17 protein-coding genes, 2 tRNA genes and 1 pseudogene are annotated in these 23,111 nt (G+C 55.0%); 7 read left to right on the top strand and 13 right to left on the bottom strand.

Annotated features, from left to right (window positions below; all coding sequences use genetic code 11):
• Positions 1-190, top strand: a pseudogene (locus IR141_RS04400) (IS1595 family transposase); the annotation flags it as partial.
• A gap of 139 nt (positions 191-329) precedes the next feature.
• Positions 330-1,013: a 2,3-diphosphoglycerate-dependent phosphoglycerate mutase gene (locus IR141_RS04395; protein ID WP_135034450.1), complete on the top strand. Its 684-nt coding sequence runs from the start codon at positions 330-332 to the stop codon at positions 1,011-1,013.
• Between the two features lie 83 nt (positions 1,014-1,096).
• On the opposite strand, the gene IR141_RS04390 is transcribed toward IR141_RS04395, so the two are convergent.
• The 3 genes from IR141_RS04390 to fba form a co-directional block, all read right to left on the bottom strand.
• Positions 1,097-1,456, bottom strand: a complete 360-nt coding sequence (locus tag IR141_RS04390) for an MliC family protein (protein WP_135034449.1) — start codon at positions 1,454-1,456, stop codon at positions 1,097-1,099.
• A gap of 435 nt (positions 1,457-1,891) precedes the next feature.
• Positions 1,892-2,026 carry a hypothetical protein gene (locus IR141_RS13785; protein WP_255518793.1) on the bottom strand — a complete coding sequence of 45 codons (135 nt, stop codon included), beginning with the start codon at positions 2,024-2,026 and terminating at the stop codon, positions 1,892-1,894.
• Positions 2,027-2,155: 129 nt separating this feature from the next.
• Positions 2,156-3,220 (bottom strand): class II fructose-bisphosphate aldolase, encoded by a 1,065-nt coding sequence (gene fba / locus IR141_RS04385; protein ID WP_135034448.1) that lies wholly within the window; start codon positions 3,218-3,220, stop codon positions 2,156-2,158.
• A gap of 278 nt (positions 3,221-3,498) precedes the next feature.
• Between fba and IR141_RS04380 the strand changes: the two genes are divergently transcribed.
• Positions 3,499-3,897 carry a thioesterase family protein gene (locus IR141_RS04380; protein WP_135034447.1) on the top strand — a complete coding sequence of 133 codons (399 nt, stop codon included), beginning with the start codon at positions 3,499-3,501 and terminating at the stop codon, positions 3,895-3,897.
• Between the two features lie 349 nt (positions 3,898-4,246).
• Here the strand turns inward: IR141_RS04380 and IR141_RS04375 are convergent.
• Positions 4,247-4,321: transfer RNA gene (locus IR141_RS04375), tRNA-Glu, on the bottom strand.
• A gap of 14 nt (positions 4,322-4,335) precedes the next feature.
• Positions 4,336-4,412: transfer RNA gene (locus tag IR141_RS04370), tRNA-Arg, on the bottom strand.
• A gap of 103 nt (positions 4,413-4,515) precedes the next feature.
• Between IR141_RS04370 and IR141_RS04365 the strand changes: the two genes are divergently transcribed.
• From IR141_RS04365 to IR141_RS04350, 4 genes are all read left to right on the top strand, one after another.
• A complete protein-coding gene (locus IR141_RS04365) occupies positions 4,516-5,913 on the top strand; it encodes a PolC-type DNA polymerase III (RefSeq protein WP_135034453.1) in 1,398 nt (465 codons plus the stop codon).
• Between the two features lie 466 nt (positions 5,914-6,379).
• Complete coding sequence (locus tag IR141_RS04360) at positions 6,380-7,171, top strand: Cof-type HAD-IIB family hydrolase (RefSeq protein ID WP_135034446.1); 792 nt, start codon at positions 6,380-6,382, stop codon at positions 7,169-7,171.
• 313 nt (positions 7,172-7,484) lie between these two features.
• Positions 7,485-8,936 (top strand): oligopeptide:H+ symporter, encoded by a 1,452-nt coding sequence (locus IR141_RS04355; RefSeq protein ID WP_135034445.1) that lies wholly within the window; start codon positions 7,485-7,487, stop codon positions 8,934-8,936.
• A gap of 48 nt (positions 8,937-8,984) precedes the next feature.
• Positions 8,985-10,775, top strand: a complete 1,791-nt coding sequence (locus tag IR141_RS04350; RefSeq protein ID WP_135034444.1) for an aminopeptidase P family protein — start codon at positions 8,985-8,987, stop codon at positions 10,773-10,775.
• 868 nt (positions 10,776-11,643) lie between these two features.
• On the opposite strand, the gene IR141_RS04345 is transcribed toward IR141_RS04350, so the two are convergent.
• The 8 genes from IR141_RS04345 to IR141_RS04310 form a co-directional block, all read right to left on the bottom strand.
• Positions 11,644-13,431, bottom strand: a complete 1,788-nt coding sequence (locus IR141_RS04345) for a 2-isopropylmalate synthase (RefSeq protein WP_135034443.1) — start codon at positions 13,429-13,431, stop codon at positions 11,644-11,646.
• A gap of 875 nt (positions 13,432-14,306) precedes the next feature.
• On the bottom strand, positions 14,307-15,149 hold the full coding sequence (locus IR141_RS04340) for a crotonase/enoyl-CoA hydratase family protein (RefSeq protein WP_135034442.1): 843 nt from the start codon (positions 15,147-15,149) through the stop codon (positions 14,307-14,309).
• A 670-nt stretch (positions 15,150-15,819) separates the two neighbouring features.
• The gene (locus tag IR141_RS04335; protein ID WP_135034441.1) at positions 15,820-16,176 is read right to left on the bottom strand and encodes an STAS/SEC14 domain-containing protein; all 357 of its coding nucleotides are present in this window, start codon (positions 16,174-16,176) and stop codon (positions 15,820-15,822) included.
• Positions 16,177-16,187: 11 nt separating this feature from the next.
• Positions 16,188-17,084, bottom strand: a complete 897-nt coding sequence (locus tag IR141_RS04330; protein ID WP_135034440.1) for a DMT family transporter — start codon at positions 17,082-17,084, stop codon at positions 16,188-16,190.
• A 227-nt stretch (positions 17,085-17,311) separates the two neighbouring features.
• Entirely contained in the window at positions 17,312-18,574 is a 1,263-nt protein-coding gene (locus tag IR141_RS04325) for a capsule biosynthesis protein (protein WP_135034439.1), read from the bottom strand.
• Between the two features lie 211 nt (positions 18,575-18,785).
• Positions 18,786-20,927, bottom strand: a complete 2,142-nt coding sequence (locus IR141_RS04320) for a capsular polysaccharide biosynthesis protein (protein WP_135034438.1) — start codon at positions 20,925-20,927, stop codon at positions 18,786-18,788.
• Position 20,928: 1 nt separating this feature from the next.
• Positions 20,929-21,909, bottom strand: a complete 981-nt coding sequence (locus tag IR141_RS04315; RefSeq protein WP_135034437.1) for a glycosyltransferase — start codon at positions 21,907-21,909, stop codon at positions 20,929-20,931.
• Entirely contained in the window at positions 21,906-23,051 is a 1,146-nt protein-coding gene (locus IR141_RS04310; protein ID WP_135034436.1) for a DUF6270 domain-containing protein, read from the bottom strand. Before IR141_RS04310 ends, IR141_RS04315 begins: the two co-directional genes overlap by 4 nt.
• Positions 23,052-23,111: the final 60 nt, after the last annotated feature.

The following is a 23,111-nucleotide window of genomic DNA, read 5'->3' as shown; positions in this document are numbered from 1 at the left end:
GTTTGCCGACCGACACAACCATATCAACGGCATTGAGAATTTTTGGAATCAGGCGAAACGTGTCTTGCGCAAATACAACGGAATCGACCGAAAATCTTTTCCTCTGTTCTTGAAAGAATGTGAGTTTCGTTTTAACTTCGGGACACCAAAGCAGCAGTTAAAAACTTTGCGGCTTTGGTGTGGTGTTTAGGGCTAATCTACTTCAGCCCCTTAAAGAAAGTTAAGCGGATCCGGTTTAATATCGGTCAAAACCGCAGCGGCTTCACGCAACGGCAGCAGTAAAATATGTTATAAAGCAGGTTTTTAACACCGTTATTTGGAGCAGACACATGGAATTAGTATTTATCCGCCACGGCCAAAGCGAATGGAACGCCAAAAACCTGTTTACCGGCTGGCGCGATGTAAAGCTGAGCGAGCAGGGCTTGGCCGAAGCCGCCGCTGCCGGCAAAAAGCTCAAAGAGAAAGGCTATTTGTTTGACATCGCCTTCACTTCGGTATTAACCCGAGCCATCAAAACCTGCAATATCGTGCTGGAAGAGAGCGGCCAACTTTGGGTGCCGCAGGTAAAAAGCTGGCGTTTGAACGAACGCCATTACGGCCAATTGCAGGGTTTGGACAAAAAACAAACTGCCGAAAAATACGGCGATGAGCAGGTGCACATCTGGCGGCGCAGCTACGACACCCTGCCGCCGCTGCTCGACCCGAGCGATGAATTTTCCGCCCACAACGACCGCCGCTATGCCGAGCTGCCGGCCGATGTGGTTCCCAACGGCGAAAACCTGAAAGTAACCCTGGAGCGCGTGCTGCCTTTCTGGGAAGACCGAATCGCCCCCGCCATTTTGGGCGGCAAACGCGTTTTGGTGGCCGCCCACGGCAACTCGCTGCGCGCGCTGGCCAAACACATCGAAGGCATCTCAGATGACGACATTATGGGTTTGGAAATCCCCACCGGGCAACCGCTGGTGTATAAACTCGATGATAATTTGAAAGTGGTTGAAAAATTCTACCTGTAAGCCCGCGGGATAAAGCACTGCCATGCCAAAGGCCGTCTGAAAGGCTTTCAGACGGCCTGCTGGAATTGAAGTGCCGGAAGTTTTTATGATGCGTTGCAAACGGTTTCTACTTTATTGCCGTAGGGGTCGGTGAAGTTGAAGATGGCGGTGCCGTTTTTTTCATGCCATTGGGCGCCCGAACCAAACAGCCCGCTTTTGCTCACATAACGTACTCCGGAGCCTGAAACGGCATGATCCATCACGGTGGTTTTGTCGTTCAGTTGCAGTGCGATGCGCTCGGTACCCAGTTGGCGCACCGAAACGGACAAGCCGTTTTCGCATGAGTAGCGCATACTTTGTGCATGGTTGCTGCGGTTGTTTTCCATAGGCTCGGGGGTGTTGGGGGCGGCGCAGGCGGCAAGCATCAGTGCGGTAGAAGCAAGCAGGCAGAATCTGGTTTTCATGGGTATTTTCCTTGAGTAAAGTGAATCAGTGTGTAATTGGTGAATCCGGCAAAGCTGCAACGGCGGCTTTGCCGTAAATGATGCTAATCAATGCCGGCTTGGGCGGCAATGCCGTTTAACGTGAATTTACTTTTGAACGCGGCAATGTGGCTTTTTGCCGACTATGGTGCATCTTGCTTCATTTTCGATACAAAACAAGCCGCAGCCAGCGCAGACGGTATGGGCGGCATGAAACCGGTTTTGTTGCCTGGGCGGCCGGTAAAAGTGTTTGCTTTGGGTTGAGCCGCGGCAACGCAGTCATGGAAACGCAGTAGGTTCACTATATATGCAGACGTTGAGAGATCAGGCAATTATCAAGGCCGTCTGAAAGATTTTCAGACGGCCGTTGTTTTTTCAGACGGGATTTATAGAGCGTAACAACAAACGATGTGCGCCCTATCGGGCGGCGGGGCGCGGGGTGTCGGCCGCCGCTTCTGCGATTTGACGGGGTTGGAACCGCAATACGCCGAATTGCATACACAGCACGGTGAAACGCCCGATTATGCCCGCGATGCCTGTTTCAATTATCAAGCGTCAGGCTCGGCGTTTTTCACCGTTGTTTTTACAAAGCAGGCTTGGTGTCTGCCTGACGGATGGCGGGCAGCATAAAGGCCGTCTGAACATTCAGACGGCCTCGGTATTCTGTCTTTGGGAGCGGCGTTATTTTACGATTTGGTTCAGCTCGCCTTTGGCGTATTTCACGGCCATTTTTTCCAATGATACGGGCTTGATTTTATCTGCCTGCCCTTCGCAGCCGAAAGCGGTGTAGCGGTCGATGCAGATCTGCTTCATGGCTTCTACGGTTTTGGCCAGATATTTGCGCGGGTCGAATTCGGCGGGGTGCTCGGCCATAAATTTGCGGATGGCTCCGGTGGAGGCCAGGCGCAAATCGGTGTCGATATTGACTTTGCGCACGCCGTGTTTGATGCCTTCCACAATTTCCGCCACCGGCACGCCGTAGGTTTCGCCGATGTTGCCGCCGTATTCGTTGATGGTTTGCAGCCATTCCTGCGGCACCGAGCTGGAGCCGTGCATCACGATATGGGTGTTGGGCAGGGCGGCGTGGATTTCTTTGATGCGGTCGATACGCAGCACATCGCCGGTGGGCGGGCGGGTGAATTTGTAGGCCCCGTGGCTGGTGCCGATGGCAATCGCCAGCGCGTCCACGCCGGTGTCGCGCACGAAACGGGCGGCGTCTTCCACGCTGGTGAGCATTTGTTCGTGGGAAAGCTTGCCGGCGGCACCCACGCCGTCTTCTTCGCCGGCTTCGCCGGTTTCCAAATTGCCTAAAACGCCGATTTCGCCTTCGACCGACACGCCGCAGGCATGGGAAAATTCCACCACTTTGCGGGTTACTTCGGCATTATATTCGTAGCTGGACGGGGTTTTGCCGTCTTCGAGCAGCGAACCGTCCATCATTACCGAGCTGAAGCCCAGTTGGATGGAGCGTTGGCACACATCGGGTGATGTGCCGTGGTCTTGGTGCATCACCACGGGAATGTGCGGAAACTCTTCAACGGCGGCCAAAATCAGGTGGCGCAGAAACGGCGCGCCGGCATATTTGCGCGCACCTGCGCTGGCCTGTACGATAACGGGTGCGTTTACCTGGTCGGCGGCCTCCATAATCGCACGCATCTGTTCGAGATTGTTTACATTGAAAGCGGGCAGGCCGTAGCTGTTTTCAGCCGCATGATCAAGCAGTTGGCGCATGGATACGAGTGCCATAAACATCCTCCGGATTGGGGTGAAATATTGGATAACGGGCGGATTATATCAGGTTCGCTCAGAAAACTACACGCGACAACAAAAACAAGCCGTTTGAATAAAAAGTTGCTTCAGGCAGGGGCGGTGCTGCAGGTATGCGCCGGTACGGCCGGTTTGTTTGGGGAATCGCTTAGAATCACGGAATGCCGCATAGCCTCAGGAAGGCAGGCCGTGTCGTTATCGTGTGGCTGCCGGCGGCTTTGCAATGGTTGAAGCGGTTGTTTCTTAAGGAAGGGGTTATGCCGCGTATTCATCTGCCTTTGCCCGAAGCGGTTTTGTTCCGCACCGGCATAACGGTGCAAATCGGCGATATTAATTACGGCGGTCATTTGTCTAATGATGCGGCGTTGCGTTTGTGTCATGAATGCCGTTTGCGCCGGCTTGTGCTGCACGGTTTCAGCGAGTTGGATGCGGGCGGGGTCGGGCTGATTATGACGGATGCGGCGGTGGAAATGGGCGCGGCAGATGTCGGCCGCAGCGGTTTTGCACTGCTTTACCACATCAGCCGCGAAAGCGATGGTTCCAGTATTGCCAAAGTGCAGACGGGCACGGCGTGTTTCGACTATGCCGCGCAGAAAGTCTGCCGCCTGCCCGAAAGGTTGGGAGGGATATTGCGGCCGTCTGAAAAGGTGTTTTGATTTGGGTTGCAATATGTGCAGCCGAAACCTTTGTGAAACTACTTTAAGGCCGTCTGAAAATGCTTAACCTCCGTCATTCTTGTGCAGATGGGAATCTAGGGAGCATCTAAACATTTAAACATTTGTTTAAGCAATACATTAATATTTTCATCTGTATGCCCACTTGGGCGGGAGTTTAAACTTTTCAGACGGCCTGAAGATATTTTTCGAAAGATTCTTGCTGTTCGAACCGTGTTTTGATGGGGCTGAAAATTCATAGGCCGTCTGAGAAATGTTTTCAGACGGCCTGTGCGGCAGGGGGGGGGTGAAAAAAACGAAGCCCTTGAATATTTCAAGGGCTTCGGTTGTATGGCACGCCCACGGGGAATCGAACCCCGGTTACCGCCGTGAAAGGGCGATGTCCTAACCGCTAGACGATGGGCGCGGATAAATAAACTGTGGCGCACCCGGAGCGATTCGAACGCCCGACCCTCTGGTTCGTAGCCAGATACTCTATCCAACTGAGCTACGGGTGCGTGGAAGATTTGTATTATATGAATGCCTGTTAATGCTGTCAAGCGATTGCTGGCGAAAAAGTGTAAAATAGCGGGCTGTTATTTGAATTTAATCGGAAATATGATGGCGCTAGCCTCTAATCGTTGGCCGCTGCTGGCGGCGTGTTTCGACCGTTTGGGTGTGCCGGTGGTTGTGGTGGATGTCGAATCGACCGGCGGCAATCTGTTTGAGGACCGTATCACCGAGGTGGCGCTGCTGCGTTTTGAAAACGGTAGGGCAGAGCGGTATGAGCGGCTGGTGAATCCGCAACGGTCGGTTTCGGCGTTTATCACCCGCCTCACCGGCATCAGCAATGAGATGGTGACCGCTGCGCCGGCGTTTGCCGATTTGGTGGGAGAGCTGTTGCCGCTGTTGCGCGGTTCGCTGCTGGTGGCGCACAACAGCCGCTTCGACTACACCTTTCTTTGCCATGAGTTCCGGCGTGCGGGCGTGGATTTTGCCGCGCCGGCTTTGTGCAGCGTGAAATTGTCGCGCCGCCTGTATCCTCAGTTTCACAAGCATAATCTTGACAGCATTATCGAGCGTTTCGGCATTTCGGCGGCCAACCGCCACCGTGCGTTGGCCGATGTGTTGGCGTTGGCCGATTTTTTGGAAGCCAGTTTGGCCGAAAAAGGCGCAGAATGGGAAAACCATTGCCGAGAGCTGATGAATCCGAAGCTGCTGCCGGTTTGGCTGAATGCAGGTTTGGCGGAGCAGATTTATGCGCTGCCCGATACCCCGGGCGTGTCGGTTTGGCGGGACGGCTGGGGGCGTGCGCTGGAGGTTTGCGTGCATGAGAAGGCATTTGCCGAAGTGGCGATGATGCTGCATCTTGAAAGAAACCGGCCGTTGGTGTCGGAAACCGGCGGTTTGGATTTTATCCCGGCGGCGGGGCCGCTCCATGCGCTGTGGCTGAAAGTGCAATTGGCGGAACAATACGGCATCCGGCCGTCTGAAAGCGCCGGCGGTTATTTCACGGTTGAGTTTGTGCCGGACGGGCAGGCGCGCTTGCAGGCGCGGGTGGTGCCGTTGGTGCAGGGCGGCAGGCAGAATCCGCCCAATGGTTTGTTTGTGCACAAAAAAGCGGCCAAGCGTGCATTGGTGCAATGGGCGCAGGCGCACGGTTTGTGTCCGTTGCCGCTTGATATTCTGCCGCAAACCCATGCCAAAGGCGTGCCGTGTCCGCTGCAGGAGGCAGGGTGCTGCGATGGCGGCTGTGCCGCGGCGGGCGGTATCGAGGCGCAAAACAACCGTATTGCGCTGCTGGCGGGGCGGCTGCCGGTGGCGGGGTGGGGAAGGTCGTGCAAAATCGAAATCGTGGAAACCGATTGCCTGTCGGGGCGGTCGGCGGTGCTGCGCTGCGAAGGCGGTGCGCTGGCCTTGCCCGGCGGCCGGTGGTATTTTGATGAAACCCTGCCGCCGCTGTTGAAAGCCAAATTCAAGCAGGGCGGGGCGGCGGTGAAGGTGTTGGAGGCCGTCTGAAAAGATTGTACTGTTGATTTTTTCACGTTTTCCGACACTCGGATGCTGCGGCCGTCTGAAAAGGCGGCATGGCCGGCTCGATGAAACCACGGCAAGGCATCGGGCGGCAGACACAAACAGTGGGCGGGTGGTTGTGAAGCCGCCGGCTGAGGCGAACCAGCCCGAGGTCTGCCGTGTTTTGCCCGGCAACGGAAAAGTATAGTGAATGCCTTTGTTTCGGCACAAAGCAGGCTGTGGGCGGTGCGGGTATGGTGGAGCCGGTTCCGCTGCGGCTTCAGCGGCCTGTAAAACCTTTTTCTTTGAGACAAGGCCGGTACACTGTAACAGAAATAAAGCAGGCCATATCGGCTCCGGCCGTTTTCAGACGGCCTTATCCGCGCGATCGCTGCCGAGGGCAAACGGGCGCGGTGTATCGCGATGCCGGCAGTTTTCGGCAGCCTGCGGACATTATTCAGAAAGAAATGCTATGAAAACTCCCAAAATCATCTTTTTCGATATCGATGATACGCTTTACCGCAAATACACCGACACGCTGCGCCCATCGGTGGCGGAGGCCGTGAAAGCGTTGAAGGCGCGCGGCATCCTCACCGCCATTGCCACCGGCCGCCCGTATGCCGCCATGCCCGCCAAGGTGCGCGCGTTGGCGGCAGAGGCCGGTATGGATTTGCTGCTCACCATCAACGGCCAGTTTGTCCGCTATCGCGGCGAAGTGCTGCAAAAATATCCGCTGGAAACCGCCAAGGTCGAAGCATTGTGCGCTTATTTCGACCGCAAGGGCATTGCTTATGCGTTTGTGGCCGATCACACCATCGCCGTGTCCGAGCCCGTGCCTGAGGTGGAAGGGGCGATGGCGCATATTTTGCCCGATCACCCTGTGGACAAAGATTTTTACCGCCGCAACGAAGTGTTTCAAATGCTCGGTTTTTATGCTGCCGGGCGTGAAGCCGAGATGGCGGCCGCAGCGGCGGAACACGGTTGCAGAACCGTGCGCTGGCACGAATCGGCGGTGGATATACTCGATATAGAGGGTTCGAAAGCGCGCGGTATCCGCGCGGCGGCGGCAGGGTTGGGCATCGATATGCAGGAAGTGATGGCGTTCGGCGACGGTTTGAACGATATAGAAATGATAAAAGCCGTGGGGTTTGGCGTGGCAATGGGCAACGGCCATCCTGATTTGAAAGCGGCGGCGGATTATATCTGCCCGACAGTAGAAGAAGACGGCGTGTATAGCGGATTGAAATCGCTGGGGATTATCTAGCACCGCTCTGCCGGGCAGAAGCGGTCGGGGCGCGGGCGTTGGAACCGCCGAAGGTGCGGCGGGGATTGGCCGTCTGAAACCGTTTTTCGGACGGCCGGTGCCGTTTCCGGCGCCGCCGTGCCCGTGGTATGGTGCTCCGGCATGAGGGCAGGAGGTGCACGGGATGGTTGGCGCGCTGAAAAACAAAGCAGGTCTGCCGGCGTTTCAGACGGCCGAATCCGCCCGCAGGCAAACTGTTCTGCAAGGGCATTATCTGCTAAATTAAAAAAACGGAATCAAACCGGCTGTGCAGCCGTTTCAAGGAAAAAAAACAATGAATAAACTTGTAGAGAAAGAGCGTAAGTTTTTCGGGCATCCGTGGCAGCTTTCCTCGCTGTTTCAGATTGAGCTGTGGGAGCGTTTTTCGTTTTACGGTATGCAGGGTATCCTGCTGATCTATCTTTACTATCAAACCACCGAAGGCGGTTTGGGCATCGATAAGGCGGCGGCAGGCGGTATTGTCGGCACTTACGGCGGCAGCGTTTATCTTTCCACCATTTTGGGCGGCTGGCTGGCCGACCGTTTGTGGGGGGCGGAGCGCACGCTGTTTTATGCGGGCATGATGGTCATGGCCGGGCATATCGCGCTGGCTTTGATCCCGGGCGTGGCCGGCTTGTTTTGCGGCTTGGTGCTGATTGCGCTGGGCAGCGGCGGGGTGAAGGCAGCGGCAGGTTCGATGGTGGGATCGCTGTATGAAAGCGAAGAGTTGCGCCCGCTGCGCGATGCGGGGTTTTCGATTTTTTATATTTCCATCAATATCGGCGGTTTTTTGGGCCCGCTGCTGACCGGCCTGCTGCAAAGCAATCTGGGTTTCCATTACGGCTTCGGGGCGGCAGCAGTGGGCATGGCTTTGGGCCTGCTGCAATATGCGTACGGGCGCAAAGCGCTGCCGCCTACGCCGGCGCCGTTTCCGCTGCCCGCAGGTAAGGGAAAAGCGGCGGCAGCGGCAGCCGCGGGTGTGGTTGCGGTTTTGCTGGCAGCGGTATGGTCGGGTTGGCTCAATTTGGATAATTTTTCAACCTTGCTGCTGGCTGCGGTGATTCTGGCGGCTTTGGTTTATTTTGTGCGCCTGCTCGGCGGCTCGGGCGTAGAGGCGCAAAACAAGCGTTATATTACCGCCTATATCCCGCTGTTTGCGGCGATTTGTATTTTTTGGGCGCTGTGGTTCCAAGTGTTTACTGCGGTTACGGTGTATTTCGATGAAACGGCCGACCGCAGCATCGGCAGCTTTACCATACCCGTGGCGTGGAAAGATTCGCTGCAAAGTTTGTGGGTGATACTGTTTTCCGGCCTGATGGCGGCAATGTGGACGAAAATGGGCAGAAAACAGCCGAAAACGCCGTTGAAATTCGCGTTGTCGGTGATTGTGCTGGGCGTATCGTATTGGTGTTTCGTGCCGTTTATCACATCGGGCACGGTTATGCCGCTGGCAGTGTTTGCACTGGTTATTTTGGGCATCACCATTGCCGAATTGCTCATTTCGCCGATTTCTTTGTCGCTGACTACCAAAATCGCGCCGCCCCACTTCAAAACCCAGATGGTTGCGCTGACCTTTTTGGCATTTTCACTGGGCTTTACTTTGGGCGGGCGATTGTTTAAAGAATATTTCACCGCTGAAAATGCCGCCGCGTTTTACCGTTTGATCGGCACGGTGGGGCTGGCGGCAGGCTTGGTGCTGCTGGTGTTGGTGCCGGTATTGAACCGCCTGCTCGAAGGCGTGGATTGACACCGCCCCGGACAAATCACAGCAATATCACTTTTCGGAGAGTTCAGTATGGACACGCCTTCCCAACGTTTGGCCGCTCTGCGCCAAATCATGAGCACACAATCATTTGATGCGTGGATTATCCCTTCGGCCGACCCGCATTTGTCGGAATACCTGCCGCAGCACTGGCAGGCGCGGGTGTATGTTTCGGGCTTTACCGGCTCGGCCGGCACGCTGGTGGTAAAAAAAGACAGCGCCGATTTGTGGGCAGACAGCCGCTATTGGGAGCAGGCGGCGCAGCAGCTTGCCGGCAGCGGCATCGCCCTGCAAAAACTCGGTTTGGGCAAAACCCATGTGGAAGACCTGGCTGAGAGCCTGCCCGAAAACGCCCGCGTGGGCATCGCGCCCGATATGCTGTCGCTGGCCGCCAAACGCCGTCTGAAAAGCGCGTTTGCGGCAAAAAACATCAGCCTGGTTCACAGTGGCGATATTCTCGCCGCCGTTTGGGAAAACCGCGCCGCCTTGCCGCAATCGCCGGTTTACCCGCACGATGCCGTCTTTGTGAACGAAAGTGCCGCCGCCAAACTGGCGCGGGTGCGCGCGGCCATGAAAGAGCAAGGTGCGGATTACCACCTGGTTTCTTCGTTGGACGACACCGCCTGGCTCACCAATCTGCGCGGCAGCGATGTGCCGTTTAATCCCGTGTTTTTGTCTTATTTACTTATCGGGCAGAATCAGGCCGTGCTGTTTGCCGCGCCCGAAGCCTTAACGCCCGCCGCCCGCGCCGTATTGGCCGAAGCCGCTATCGATATTGCCGGTTACCATGAAGCGGCGGCCGCCTTGTCGCAGATTAACGGCAGCCTGCTGATTGATCCCGCCAAAACGGCGGTCAGCACGCTGGCGCAACTGCCCGACAGCGTGCGGCTGGTCGAAAGCACCAACCCCTCCACCCTGTTTAAATCGATGAAATCCGCCGCCGACATCGCCCATATCCGCGAAACCATGCGCCAAGACGGCGCGGCTCTGTGCGGCTTTTTTGCCGAGCTGGAGCAGAAGCTCGCAAACGGCGAAACCGTTACCGAGTTGGACATCGACACCCTGCTGCTGGCGCACCGCAGCCGCCGCCCGCATTTTGTCTCGCCCAGCTTCAACACCATTGCCGGCTACAACGCCAACGGCGCGCTGCCGCATTACAGCGCCACGCCCGAAGCCCATGCCGTTATCGGCGGCAACGGCCTCTTGCTGATTGATTCAGGCGGCCAATATCAGGGCGGCACTACAGACATTACCCGCGTGATGCCTGTCGGCACGCCGAGTGCCGCGCAAAAGCGCGATTTCACGCTGGTGCTCAAAGCTCATATCGCGCTGGCGCAGGCAGTGTTCCCCGAAAATATTCCCGCACCGATGATTGATGCCCTTTGCCGCGCACCGCTGTGGCAGGCGCAATGCGACTACGGCCACGGCACGGGGCACGGCGTGGGCTATTTTCTCAACGTGCATGAAGGGCCGCAGGTGGTTTCCTATCATGCCGCCCCCAATCCCGGCCATGCCATGAAGGCCGGCATGCTCAGCTCCAACGAACCCGGCCTCTACCGCCCGCAGCAATGGGGCATACGCATTGAAAACCTGGTGGTAAACCAGCCGGTGGAAAACCCCGCCGAAGCTGCGTTCGGCCGCTTTTTGTGTTTCGAAACCGTTACCCTGTGCCCGATCGACACCCGCCTGGTGGATAAGGATTTGATGACGGCTGCCGAAACCGAATGGCTCAACCGCTATCATGCCCAAGTGCGCGAAAAACTGCTGCCGCTGGTGGAAGGCGCGGCGAAAGCCTGGTTGGAAGCGCGCACCGCCGCCGTTTGAGCCGCGCGTACCCGCCAAACCCGCATAACCGTTGTCAGGCAGAAACTTTTGCAAAATTCATTTAGGCCGTCTGAAAGCAGGCGGAATCAGAATTTCAGACGGCCGCAGGAGATATGTTCAGGTTGGAATTTGCTTTAATCAATATTTCATGCCTTGATGAAAATAAAATAAGGCCGTCTGAAAAAATGTTCAGACGGCCTTTAGCCTGCTGTTTTTTAGAGCCTGCGGTTTCGGCAACGGCTCAACCGCTATCACGTCCAAGTGCGCGAAAAACTGCTGCCGCCGGTGGAGGGCGCGGCGAAAGCCTGGCGGCACGCGCCAGCGTTGTTTAAGCATCGTATTCAGCCCCGCCCGGCATAAACCGTTGCCGGGCGTTATCAGGCCGTCTGAAAACCATTGCAATCAGGCTTTCAGACGGCCTGAGGCTTTTGCAGAAATCTCTTAAAAGGCTGTCTGAAATGTTTGAATATCGTCATTTCCGCGCAGGCGGGAGTTGACCGTTATCGTGCGCTATGGAAATACAATGATTGACGGTTCCCATGCCGGATTCCCGCCTTGCAGGGGGCAGCGCAGCAGGCTTGCAAAGTTGATGGCGGAGCCCGGGCTTTCGGGAGGCGGCTTGCCTGTAGCGAAACCATGCGTGTCTGCTGCCAATACCGGGATTATGGCTGCCGGGGGCGGGAATTTGCGCGATTTATTCATTTTTCTATTTATATTTCAAAACTTTATAAAATATCAGGCCGTCTGAAAGAGGTTTCAGACGGCCTTGGGCATGACTGCTCGTTTGGGGTTGCCGTTTAAGGCACGGCAAAGCCGGCAAGCGGAGTGATGCGGTGGGTGCGCCGGGCGGGATTGCGCAGCGGGCGGTTTAAATACCGCCTTGTGCTTTCACTTTTGCAGCGCCGAATTCCAGCTTGCTCAGGGCGGAAAGATAGGCTTTGGCGGTGGCCGCCAGCACATCGGTGTCGGCTCCTTGCCCGTTGACCACGCGGCCGCCGCGCGCAAGGCGCACGCTGGTTTCGCCCTGGCTCTCGGTGCCTTCGGTTACGGCGTTTACCGAATAAAGCTGTAGGACGGCACCGCTGTCTGCCACGCTTTCGATGGCTTTAAAGATGGCATCTACGGGGCCTGAGCCGGTGGCTTCGGCCTGTTTTTCTTCGCCTTTCACGCTGAATACGATTTGCGCGCGCGGCTCTTCGCCGGTTTCGGTGATGATGCGCTGCGACACAAATTTATAGGCATCTTGGGCAAGGCTGTGCATTTCATCGGAAACCAGCGCGTGCAGGTCTTCATCGAAGATTTCGCGTTTTTTGTCGGCCAGCTCTTTAAAGCGGGCGAAAGCGGCATTTAAGGCCTCTTCGCTGCCCAGCCCGATGCCCAGGTCGGCAAGCTTGGTTTTAAAGGCGTTGCGGCCGGAAAGTTTGCCCAGGCTCAGGCGGTTGGCCGCCCAGCCCACCGATTCGGCCGACATGATTTCGTAGGTTTCGCGGTGTTTGAGCACGCCGTCTTGGTGGATGCCCGATTCGTGCGCGAAAGCGTTGGCGCCGACAATGGCTTTGTTGGGTTGCACGGGGTAGCCGGTTATGGTGGACACGAGTTTGGAAGAAGGCACGATTTGGGTGGTGTCGATGCCGGTTTCCAAGCCGAAAACATCGCTGCGGGTTTTCAGCGCCATTACGATTTCTTCGATGGCAGCGTTGCCGGCGCGCTCGCCCAAACCGTTAACGGTGCATTCTACCTGGCGCGCGCCGCCTTTCAATGCCGCCAGCGAGTTGGCAACGGCCAGCCCCAAATCGTTGTGGCAGTGTGCCGACCACACCACTTTGCTGCTGCCGGGGGTTTTGGCAATCAGCTCGCGGAAAAATTCTTCGGTTTTGTGGGGAACCGAATAGCCTACGGTGTCGGGAATGTTGATGGTGGTGGCGCCTGCTTCAATCACCGCGCCGCAGACTTCGGCGAGAAAGCCGATTTCGGAACGCAGCGCGTCTTCGCATGAAAATTCAACATCATTGGTGTATTCTTTGGCGGTTTTCACAGCTTTCACGGCAGCCTCCACCACTTTGGCCGGTTTCATTTTCAGCTTGTGTTCCATGTGGATGGGGCTGGTGGCGATAAAGGTGTGGATGCGGCGGTTGGCGGCAGGGGCAACGGCTTCGCCCGCTTTGCGGATGTCGTTTTCAACCGCGCGCGCCAGCGAGCAGACGGTGGCGCGGGTGAGCGTTTTGGCGATTTCGTTTACCGCTTCAAAATCGCCGGGGCTGGCGGCGGCAAAGCCCGCTTCAATCACATCCACTCCCAGCTTTTCAAGCTGGCGGGCAATGCGCACTTTTTCTTCTTTGCTCATGGCGGCACCGGGCGACTGTTCGCCGTCGCGCAGGGTGGTGTCGAAAATGATAACGCGGTTGTTTTGGGGCATGGTTTGTTTCTCCAGGGTGGTGTGTTGCTGTAAAAAGGCATTCAAATCCAAAGGGCGGCCTTGCGCTTCGGCCAGGGCGGTGAGTTTTTGCAGCTGCGCCAGCGGCAGCGAACCGCGGCTGCGCCATTTGTAGATGGCCGCCGTGCTGGCGGCGTTTTCGGGATCGTGTGCTTTCAGGGCTTCGGCCAGGGCGTTTACGCCGCCGAAATAGGCGATTAAGCGGTCGATGTCTAATTGCATGGGGTGCCTTTGTCTAATTTTGTTTCGGTAGTGTGGGATATGTAGCGATTATACATAAATCAGACAAAACGGCAATAAATTTAAAGAAAGTTTGTTTGCGTTTGAAAAATAATCCAATAAATAATACTTTTTGTCTAATTGATTGGTGTCTGATTGTTTTCGGCATTTGGGAAGGGTTTGGCTTGGGGCCGTAACGATTAACGGTTTGATTGGTTTATGGCTGCTGCTTAATAATGGCTTTAACCGCTTTGCTGTACCGTTTGCGTTTATCCGCCCTGTTTCTGCTTTTCGGCGGGCGGCTGCCTGTTTTTATGGAATAGATACGGTTGAAAGGCCGATAACCCGGGCAGAATTAAACAAGCCCTGCAAAAAAGTTTGTCTGCCGTTATTTCTGTGCGGGCGGGAAAAACCGCGCTGTATAGTTTTTCAGACGGCTGGGGATAGGTTTGCAAGGGCTTTTCGTTGGTAAGAAATGCGCTCTGTATGGGGCGCAATATCAAGTTTGGGGCCGTCTGAACATTTCAGACGGCCCCAACGCCGGAAAAGGCGGGTTGCTTCTTTTTTCTATGCCGCGCGGCTTTGTTCTGCTGAAATAATGGCTTTGTGGTTTTGGGGCAGGCTTGGGAAAGGCACGGCGTTGCCGCGCCTTTGGGCATGCTCGGCAAGCTTCAAAAATTCTAAAATGCGCTTCAGGCAAAAAACGGAAAGCGTACACAACGCCGGGGTTTTCTGTATTTGAGGCCGTCTGAAAATATTGGGGTTTCAGACGGCCTCTGCGAAGATTGCGGGCTGCGCCTTACCGCAGCTTGTTTTCACATCATGGCAGCGTTTGCTTTGCAGCGGGCCGGTTGCCGCCCGGTTCTGCCGTTTTGTATTTATTTTGGCGGATTGGCGGGGTTTGCGAATTTATTGCCCTGTTTGTGCAGCAGATGCGCCATTACCTGCAAATCGCGCCCGCCCAGCTTGAGCGCGGCATCGACCCAGATGGCGGTGATGTCTGCAAGCTCTTGATAGGAAACGGGGTTGCAGTAATCTTTTACCCGGCGCATGGCGCGGTGGCTGTTGGGGGATTTTTCAGCGCGCTCGATATAGCGCAGCACTTCCTGCCGCCCGCAGTTTTTTTCGGCCAAAATGTCCACCACACCCATTTCGTAAAGCTGTTCGGCGGTGTAGATTTCGCCGCCCATCATCATTTTTTCTGCCACGCCCGTGCCGGCTTTGCGCGAGAGCATCGAATACGCGCCCATGCCGGGAAAAAGGTTGAACAGCACTTCGGGCAAGCCCATGCGCGTGCCTTTTTCGGCCACCAGCACGTTGCCTGCCAGTGCGCCCTCGAAACCGCCGCCCAGTGCATCGCCTTCGACCAGATTGATGGTGGTCAGCTCCCGGTTCAAATGGGTCATCACTTCGTACAATACTTTGATGCAGTCGGCGGCATAGCTCATCAGGGTGCTGCGGTCGCGGCGCGCAATCGCTTGTGCAAACAGGTGTAAATCGCCGCCGAGGTTATATACGCCCGGTATGCCCGATGTGCCGACAATATAGCGGTATTCGCGGCGGCCTGAGTCGATTTCGGTGCGCACATCATCGAAATACGCTAACAGGCTGTGCAGCAGCGCCGGCGTGAAGCACGGCAGGGGTTGTGCCGCCATCGCCACCCAGGCGGCTTTGTGCTGCGGGTCATAGCTGACCTGCATGTGGGGATAATGTTTATCCATGCTGTTCCTTTGCTGTTGCCGGCCGTAACGGCCTGTTTATTGTGAATCCGCTGTGTTTTCGGCAGCGGGCAGGCCGCAGCGGGAATAAAGCGGATCCGCTATATCAGTTACTGATGTTTGGCAACGGTAAAAGTTCCGGCATATTCACAGAGGGGAAAACAGGCAGAGACTCTTTGCAACAATATCCCAATGCCGTCTGAAAGGCTTAAATACTGCCATTACCGCGCAGGCGGAAATCTATGAAAATATTGCAGTATTGTTTAAACAGATACTTGGGCGGCAAACAATCGGCTTTCCGCCTGTGCGGTAACAACGGCAGATAAACTTCTTGTGTTTTTTGAATTTTGCAAAAGTTTCAGGCCGTCTGAAAGCATAGTCGGGCGTTTCAGACGGCCTGTCGTTGAAAATGCGGTAAAACAAAGCAAAACCATGCAGCAAACCGAAAGCGGCAGATGGCGCGGAGCCGGTTATCTTACCCCTTCATCTCTGTTACGGTCTCGCGCCTTAGCACAAAGAGAACGGTTTTACCGCCGCTTCGGCAACAGAGCCGGTTCCGTATGGTTTGATGCTGTCTGCGGCCTTGCGGCGAAAATAAAGGAACTGCCGCTTCGGCGTGAAGCCGGGGCGGGCAATGCGGCATCATTTTATTTTGATTGGCTTTATTTTCGAGCTATGCCGGCTGCGACTCCTGCAACCAGGCCTGCGCAGAAGCGGTATCTTCAAAATATTTGGGGTGCTGTTGGGTAATCAGCCCGGAGAGGCGGGTGCCGAGTTTGATCCAAACATCATCGACCACAATGGCGATGCGGCCGAAATCGTTTTCGTGTTGGCGCATAAATTTAAGCTGTTCCACCGCCATATCGATGGTGAAATCTTTGAGCATGGTTAAATCGAGCAGCATATCGGGGCGGTGGACTTTCTGCGTGCATTCCAAAGCGGCGCGCTCGAATTGGTAGAAATCTTCCAGCGTGAATTCGTTATACAGTGCCACATTCAAACCATAGGCCTGCTCTCTGATGGAAATCATGATGCTGCTCCTTAGTGTTGTCGGGATTTGCGCCGCTGCGGCGGTTTGATGCTGCTCAAAATACCGCTTGCCGCAATAATACCCATTCCCAGCATTTCCTGCCAACTGATTTTGTCGGACAAAAACCAAGCGCCTGCCAGCGAAGAAAACACCACGGTGAGATAGGAGAGCGAGGCCACGGTGAATGTGTTGCCGACTTTATAGGCGCGGGTGAGGCAGAGCTGCGCGGCCAGCGCCGATGCGCCGATGCCCAGCAGGGAGGGCAGGGAGGCGGCGGTGGGCAGGTGCCAGCCGGTGAGGCTTGCCCACAGCGCCGATAAAGCCATGCCGACTAACGAGAGATAAAACACCACCCGCCAGCCCGGCTCGCCCAAAAGTGAAAGCCCGCGCACCTGCAGATAAGCCCAGCCCGCCAAGAGGCCGCCAAGTAGGCCCACCAAAGCCGCCGGTTCCTGCCCGCTTTGAAAAGAAGGGTTGAGCAGCAACACCACGCCGCCAAAGCCCAGCAGCAGCACCGCCAGCGTGTAGGCCGACACCCGCTCTTTCAATACGGCAAACGACAGCACTGCCAGAAAAATCGAAGAGGTATAGCCCAGCGTTACGCCGGTGGCCAGCGGCAGGTGCATCACGGCATAGAAAATGCAAAACATCCCCAGCGTGCCGGAAATGCTGCGGTTTAAATGTGCACGCCAATGCGGCGTGGCGAAAGTTTTGCCTTGCACTTTGGCGGTGGCGCCGAGAAACAGCGCGGCAAAAGCCATGCGCCAGAAAACCAGCTCGCCGGCGCCGAAGCCGAAAGTTTGCGAAGCGGTTTTCACCCAAAAATTCATCAGGGTGAAGCAGAGGGCGGCCAAAATCATCCAGCCCGAGCCGAGCGGGTCTTTGGGGGCGGAAAGGGGGGAAGCCATAGCGGTTGGTCGGTTTGGAAGTGGAAACAGCGGCTTTATAGCGGATATCCGTTTTGCGCACAAGGCCGGCAGGCAGTGAGGCAGAGCGGTGCCGTAAAAGCCGTCTGAAAGGTTGGCCGTCTGAAAGGTTGGCCGTCTGAAAGGTTGGCCGTCTGAAAAGGTTGTTCAGACGGTTGGCGGTTTGACGGCAGGCCGGCTGCCGGGCGGTTGGTTTCTGCTTGGTTTTTTCAGCTTTCAGGCGGCAGGGTGCCGCTGCCTGCGGTTGCGGGCAGGCGCACTTCGCTGTAGAAGCTGCCGTTAATCTGGGTGGTGTTGATGTGATACATACGGTAGGCATGGAATAATTCTTCATCGGGCGGCTCGGGGTGTTTCCAAAATTCGGCCAAGCTGCCTTGAAAGGTGATGCCGGGAATATCGTAGGCGGCGCGGCCGATGGTTTTGACCGGCATGCCGTGAATCAGCGCGGAGAGACCGCTGGTGCTGTTGAGCGTAACCATGCCGGCGCCGTAGCGCAGAAAAACGGGCAGCGGGGCATCGTGCACATAAAAAATGCGGCCTTTGAGCTTGGGGTGTTGCCGGATAAAGCGGTTGATGTCGCGGCGGTAATCGGTAAAGCCTCTGTCCATCGGGTGGTGTTTCACAATCAGGTTGGTGTGTTCGGGCGCGTGGGCGGCAAACGATGTGAGCACGTGCAGCAGAAAATTCTGCACCGATGAAAAATCGCTGTGTATGCGCACTTGGCTGTCGTTGAACACTTGCAGCGGCAGAATATAAAACCTGCCGTAGCGGCCGCTTGCTGTTTCGCGGCCGAATTTGCGGTCTTGCAGCATATAAACGGCGCGCTTGACACCTGAGCGCGCCCAAGCGCGGATATAGTGGCTTAAGCTGTTGATGCGGTGGTGGATATAATGCGGATAGCGGCTGTGCTGCCGGGCGGCGGCAAAATAGTAGCGCACCGCGCATTTTGCCATCGGCCAAAAACCGCCGCGCACGGGGGGCGGTTCAATGTATTCTTGCCGGCGCAGGCGGGCAAAGGCCGTCTGAAAAAAGGCGGCATCGCGCGGAAGCGGCGAAAAAGCGTTTACGCCGTGTTTTTCGAGCGTGATGTAGAAAGGGCGGAAATAGCCTTCTTCAAATACCCAAAAATCGATGCCGTGTTCTTCGGCCACCTGCCTGGCGGCGGTGTGGTAGGGGCGGAAATCGCCGAAACACACCACGGCATCGATGCGGTTTTCCTGCACAAATGCGGCCAGAAAGGCCGGGAAGGCCTGATAGGTGTCGCGGTAGGCAAAGGTGCGCGGCATATGCAGCGGGTAAAACACCTCATCGCCATAATTGAAATTGAGCTTGAACACGGTTTTGCGGCGGTTTTCGGTGAGCCATTGCGAGAAGGTTTTGAAAAACGGCCCCACCGGCCCCTGCAACAGCAAAATGCGCCTGCTGCTGCGGCAGAGTGCTTCCAGCGATCCGGGAATAAAGGTGTTTGTCATCAACACTTCCTTAATGGTTCAACCTTGTGGTCTATATCGTGAATCACTTTATCTCCTTTCAGTAAGGCGTTGCTGCGGCTTGGTGCAGAGAGAACGGGTTGTCAGCTTCGGGGCGGCAGCAGAGTTCGGCTCCGTTATCTTCAACTGTTTGCGGCCTGCTGCCTGTTGCTGAAATAAAGCATTCAATATATTGATTTTTTGAATCCGGCTTTTATGGCCTGAATAACACGCGCAGCTGTTTGAGTTTGCCCCACTGTTTGGCGGCAAAACTTCTTTTCAGACGGCCGCCGCCTTGCTGCGTTTTCTGCCTGCGCAGAATATTGACGGCGGTTTGCGCATCGACCGGGCGGCGGGTTTCGGGGCAGACATAATCGGGGTAATAAACCAGCGTGCCTGCCACCAGCTGCCACAAAGCCAGTTTGCGCGTGCGGCGGGGAAGCGGCAGGTGGTCGCGGGTCAAACCCCAGCCCGCATAAAAAGGCAGGCCGTAGCAATGCACGGTTTTGCCGCGCAGCAGGGCTTCGAAGCCTGAAAGCGAGGTGAGCGTGTGCACTTCGTGGGCGTGTTGCAGGCAGGTGGCAATATCGCATTCGGTTACGGTTTGGTCGGCATAGCGCGCGGCCTCTTCGGGGGGGATGTGGCCGGTGCGGTTACCGCTCACCACATCGGGGTGCGGTTTGTAGATAATGTAGGCATAGGGGTTGAGCGCACGCACTTTTTTCAGCAAATCCAGATTTTTGCGGATTGCGGGCGAGCCGTGGCGCAGCGAGGCATCGTCTTCAACCTGGCCGGGCACCAGCAGCACCCTGCCGGCATCGGGCGGAACGGCCAACGCGCCGCCGCCGACATTGTATTTGCTGATGCCCGCTTCGGTGAGCGCGTTTTGCAGCGATGAGGCCGTCTGAAAATCCCGCCGGGTAAATGTTTGGTTTTGCAGGATATGCTCCAAGCGCGAGGGCTTTTCTGCGTTAAAGTAAATGCCCATAGGGTCGCAAACCAGCGAGAGCGGCGGCACCAGATTCGAGCCCAAGCCCACCGAGCGGATAAAGCCGTCTTCCATATGCAGCACGGGCAGGCCGCGTTCGGCGGCAAAATCCAGCAGCTCCTGCCTGCCGCAGCCCCACACCAACAGCCGCGCATCGGCAGGCAGCGGCATTTCGCGCAGTTTTTTCAGCGATGAAACAAAATGCAGGCGGCAGGCGGGAGCATGGAAAAACGGTTTCATCACCGCCCGTTTCCACAGCGATACGCCCACGCAGTAAAGATTGCCGCGCAGTTTTTCGTTGCGGCGGCGCTCGGCGGCCAAATGGCCGATAACGTCAAACACCGTGCCTGCTTCGCCCGTGTTGGGATTGAGATAGCGGCTGTATTGCAGATAGGCTGCGGCAAAAAGCTGCATCAGCGTGCGCGGGGCGCGGCGGTTCTGCTGCTGCAGGGTTTTCACGCCCGCATGGCGGTCGTCTGAAACGCCCCAGCCGGCATACCAGGGCAGCCCGAACACTGCCACCGGTTTGCCCAGCAGCAAGGCCTCGAAGCCCATCTGCGAAGTTACGCAATACACTTTATCCACTTGCGCGAGCAGTGAGAGCGGGCTGACATCGGCCGCCAGCAGGCGCACGTTTTGCGCTTGCGGCAAATCGGTGAGGTAGCCGCGTTTTTTGCCGTTTAACACATCGGGGTGGGTTTTCACCCAAATTTCAGCATCGGGATTTTCGGCTGAGGCCGTCTGAAACATTTGCGCAAAGGTTTGCGCATCGGCTGCACCGTATTGCACCGCCATATCGCCGTAGGTTTGGTCGATAACCAGCACGATTTCTTTTTCAGACGGCCTGAGATGTTTATTTCCGTTATACTCGGGCTTGACCTGAGTATCCCGCTTTGTCTCTGCCCCGCTTGATTTGCCATACGCGGATTCAGGCACGCACGCGGTATCGGAATGCCCGGCCTGAAACACATCCCAAGAAAAATCAGGCGCATGGTTATATTTCGACAAACCGTGGGCAACGATTAATTCTGCCGCTTTTGGGGCATCGGCCAATGTTTCAGACGGCATCTGATCCGCTGCCAAAATCAACGCCTCCAAGCGGGAGGGGCGGGTGGTGTCGTAATAGATGCCCAAATCGTCTGCCACCATAGAAAACGGCGGCCAACCTTCCACGCCCAAGCCGAGCGAGCGCAGAAAGCCGTCTTCAAGATAAATAACGTTTTTTTTCAACACCGAGCGTATCCAATATTCCCGCCGGGTATGTTTTCTGCCCCACAATAGAACCTCTCCGCCAGCCTGCCCGGCAGGGTGAAGGAGGGCGCGCAGTGTTTTTTGTTGGCGCCAAAGCCCGAAACTTGAGAAAAGCATTTTATTTTGTTGAGTGGATAACAGATTGGATTTTTTCTAAAAATTTCCGCCAAGTGAAATGGTTTAACACAAAGTCTGCCCCGGCCTTGGCCATTTCCAAATCATGTTCAGACGGCCCGTGTTTCAAACGTTCAAATAAAGCTGCCGCTTCATCTTCATGGTTCACGATATGGCAATAATCTTTAAACAGCCTGTCCATCGCTATGCCGGGGGTGGAAACCAAAATGCCGCCGCAGGCCAGAATTTCCACTACCCGCCGTGAAAACATAGTGGGTGAGTCTTCAATGGTGTTTACATTCAGCGACACTGCAAAACGGCGGTAGATATCGGCGGTTTGGGCATAATCTAAAGCCGGCATGATTTTCAGGCCGAATTCCTGCTCAGGGTAACGGTAGTTGCTTGATTTTCTGTTTGAATTTCGGTCGAAAACCGTAACCGGCAAACCCGCCTTCAAAGCCGCAGAAAACAGCATTTCCTGGCGTTCGCGGCGTTTGTTGTGAATATGCCTGCTGAAGCTGCCGACAAAATTTGCTTCCACCTGCCGAAAGTTAAACCCTTGATAGTTATGGATACGGGGTTGGACGGGAAACATCGCTACATCAACCGTGGTTGAGGCAGGCACAACCGCCCGATATCGCTCCACACAATTTTCATCCACGGTAAAAATATGGTCGAAATGTTTGGCAGAATCAATAAAGCGGTCGAAATGAACCGAATCTTCTTTATTCCAAAAAACGGTGGGAATCCCCTTATCTTTTGCGGTCTGAACCAAACGCACCAGTTTTTCGTTGCTGCGTTTGGGGTGGTCGGGATAAGAGGCGATTTTGAACTTCCAGCGGTTTTTTCGGCCGTTCCATGCAGACTCGACCAATAATACCGAGCCGTTGTTTTTGCGGAGGGAAAACCAACTGCTGCTTAGTGATATATCTTCTTTTTGTAGAGATGTTTGGGTCAAGCTGTCGCTGATTAAATAGATGTTCATTTGCCGGCCTTGTTGATCTCTGCTTCTAAGATTATATTTTTTCCTTTAGGATAAAATTCTTGAATGGAAAAAACGGCACGCGCACCGGCGGGTATGCAGAATCTGATTTCACGTTCATAAACGGTATAAGCTTGGGTGGCGATATACTTGAAATAGCCGATATCTTTTACAGCGGAAAGGGTGTATTTTTGCCCGGCATACCACTCGGTTTCTTCCGGTTCGTATTTCAGCGTATGCAGTAAATCTTTTTCCCCTGCCTGCTTGTTTCCTGCGAGAGTAATCTTGATGCTGACCGTGTAGCTTTGGTTTCCTCCTATAAAAACCAAAGGCTGATAAGCTGAATGGTTTCTTTTGATGGGTAGTGTATCCATGAACAGCGGCAGGTAATCGGTGTGGACAATATTGTCTTCCAGCGCCTTCCGGTAGGTTTTCAGACGGCCTAGATAGTTCAAAAGATACAGATACAGCGGCTTGGCATAGTGATAAGGCTGAACACCCCATTTATGGTCGGAATCTGCTTTAAACAGCTCTTGGGGGTATTCCAATATCTTGATGCCCCCTGTTTTTTCTATATGGGAGTAAAGCTCTTGTAACCAGCGGTTGTTTTCATCAATCCAAGATTGGTATAAATCTGAAACAACCTGTCCGCCGGAGCTGGTTTGGTTAGTCCAAAATACCTTATTTAAAATAATTTTATGCAAAAATTGATGTTTTTTTGCCAAATCGATAAAGTTGTCCCACCCCTTTTTCCAACGCTCAAGAAATTCATCGCTGTTAGGAGTAAGCACCTTGCCGGGTTTATCGAAGATACAATTGTTGGAAAACTCCGGGGAGAGTGTAAATACTTCTTCGTTGTCGGATACGAAAATATTAAAACGTTCGTCAATCAAATCAATAATCAGCCAATCAAATTCGTTATGCGTTAAGGCATGGGCCGTTTGTTTCGATAAATCGTTTTCTACCATTCTCTGTTGAAACGAAGATGGTATTTTTGATAAGTCTATATCTTTAACAGGCTGATGGTGGAAGGTGCCGGCAAAAGAGGTTCGAGCCAAATAAGAGACTATGTGGTATACATTTCCTTCCTCTAATGCGAAAGCATCCCTGCTGACACACGATCCTAAAATAAATAATTTATTCATTTCAATTCCATAAACTATTTTTAAAATGTGTAATTTTCTCTTGTCTAGCCAAATCATTGA

This window comes from Neisseria sp. 19428wB4_WF04 (assembly GCF_015235335.1).
Lineage (GTDB): Bacteria > Pseudomonadota > Gammaproteobacteria > Burkholderiales > Neisseriaceae > Neisseria > Neisseria musculi.
Note: the sequence above shows the minus strand (reverse complement) of the source record. Positions and strands in the feature narration are given on the sequence as shown.

Bases quoted from the DNA above. Each gene is read 5' to 3' on its own strand.
- IR141_RS04395 (WP_135034450.1), top strand. From the start codon at position 330: ATGGAATTAGTATTTATCCGCCACGGCCAAAGCGAATGGAACGCCAAA.
- IR141_RS04390 (WP_135034449.1), bottom strand. From the start codon at position 1,456: ATGAAAACCAGATTCTGCCTGCTTGCTTCTACCGCACTGATGCTTGCC.
- fba (WP_135034448.1), bottom strand. From the start codon at position 3,220: ATGGCACTCGTATCCATGCGCCAACTGCTTGATCATGCGGCTGAAAAC.
- IR141_RS04380 (WP_135034447.1), top strand. From the start codon at position 3,499: ATGCCGCGTATTCATCTGCCTTTGCCCGAAGCGGTTTTGTTCCGCACC.
- IR141_RS04365 (WP_135034453.1), top strand. From the start codon at position 4,516: ATGGCGCTAGCCTCTAATCGTTGGCCGCTGCTGGCGGCGTGTTTCGAC.
- IR141_RS04360 (WP_135034446.1), top strand. From the start codon at position 6,380: ATGAAAACTCCCAAAATCATCTTTTTCGATATCGATGATACGCTTTAC.
- IR141_RS04355 (WP_135034445.1), top strand. From the start codon at position 7,485: ATGAATAAACTTGTAGAGAAAGAGCGTAAGTTTTTCGGGCATCCGTGG.
- IR141_RS04350 (WP_135034444.1), top strand. From the start codon at position 8,985: ATGGACACGCCTTCCCAACGTTTGGCCGCTCTGCGCCAAATCATGAGC.
- IR141_RS04345 (WP_135034443.1), bottom strand. From the start codon at position 13,431: ATGCAATTAGACATCGACCGCTTAATCGCCTATTTCGGCGGCGTAAAC.
- IR141_RS04340 (WP_135034442.1), bottom strand. From the start codon at position 15,149: ATGGATAAACATTATCCCCACATGCAGGTCAGCTATGACCCGCAGCAC.
- IR141_RS04335 (WP_135034441.1), bottom strand. From the start codon at position 16,176: ATGATTTCCATCAGAGAGCAGGCCTATGGTTTGAATGTGGCACTGTAT.
- IR141_RS04330 (WP_135034440.1), bottom strand. From the start codon at position 17,084: ATGGCTTCCCCCCTTTCCGCCCCCAAAGACCCGCTCGGCTCGGGCTGG.
- IR141_RS04325 (WP_135034439.1), bottom strand. From the start codon at position 18,574: ATGACAAACACCTTTATTCCCGGATCGCTGGAAGCACTCTGCCGCAGC.
- IR141_RS04320 (WP_135034438.1), bottom strand. From the start codon at position 20,927: ATGCTTTTCTCAAGTTTCGGGCTTTGGCGCCAACAAAAAACACTGCGC.
- IR141_RS04315 (WP_135034437.1), bottom strand. From the start codon at position 21,909: ATGAACATCTATTTAATCAGCGACAGCTTGACCCAAACATCTCTACAA.
- IR141_RS04310 (WP_135034436.1), bottom strand. From the start codon at position 23,051: ATGAATAAATTATTTATTTTAGGATCGTGTGTCAGCAGGGATGCTTTC.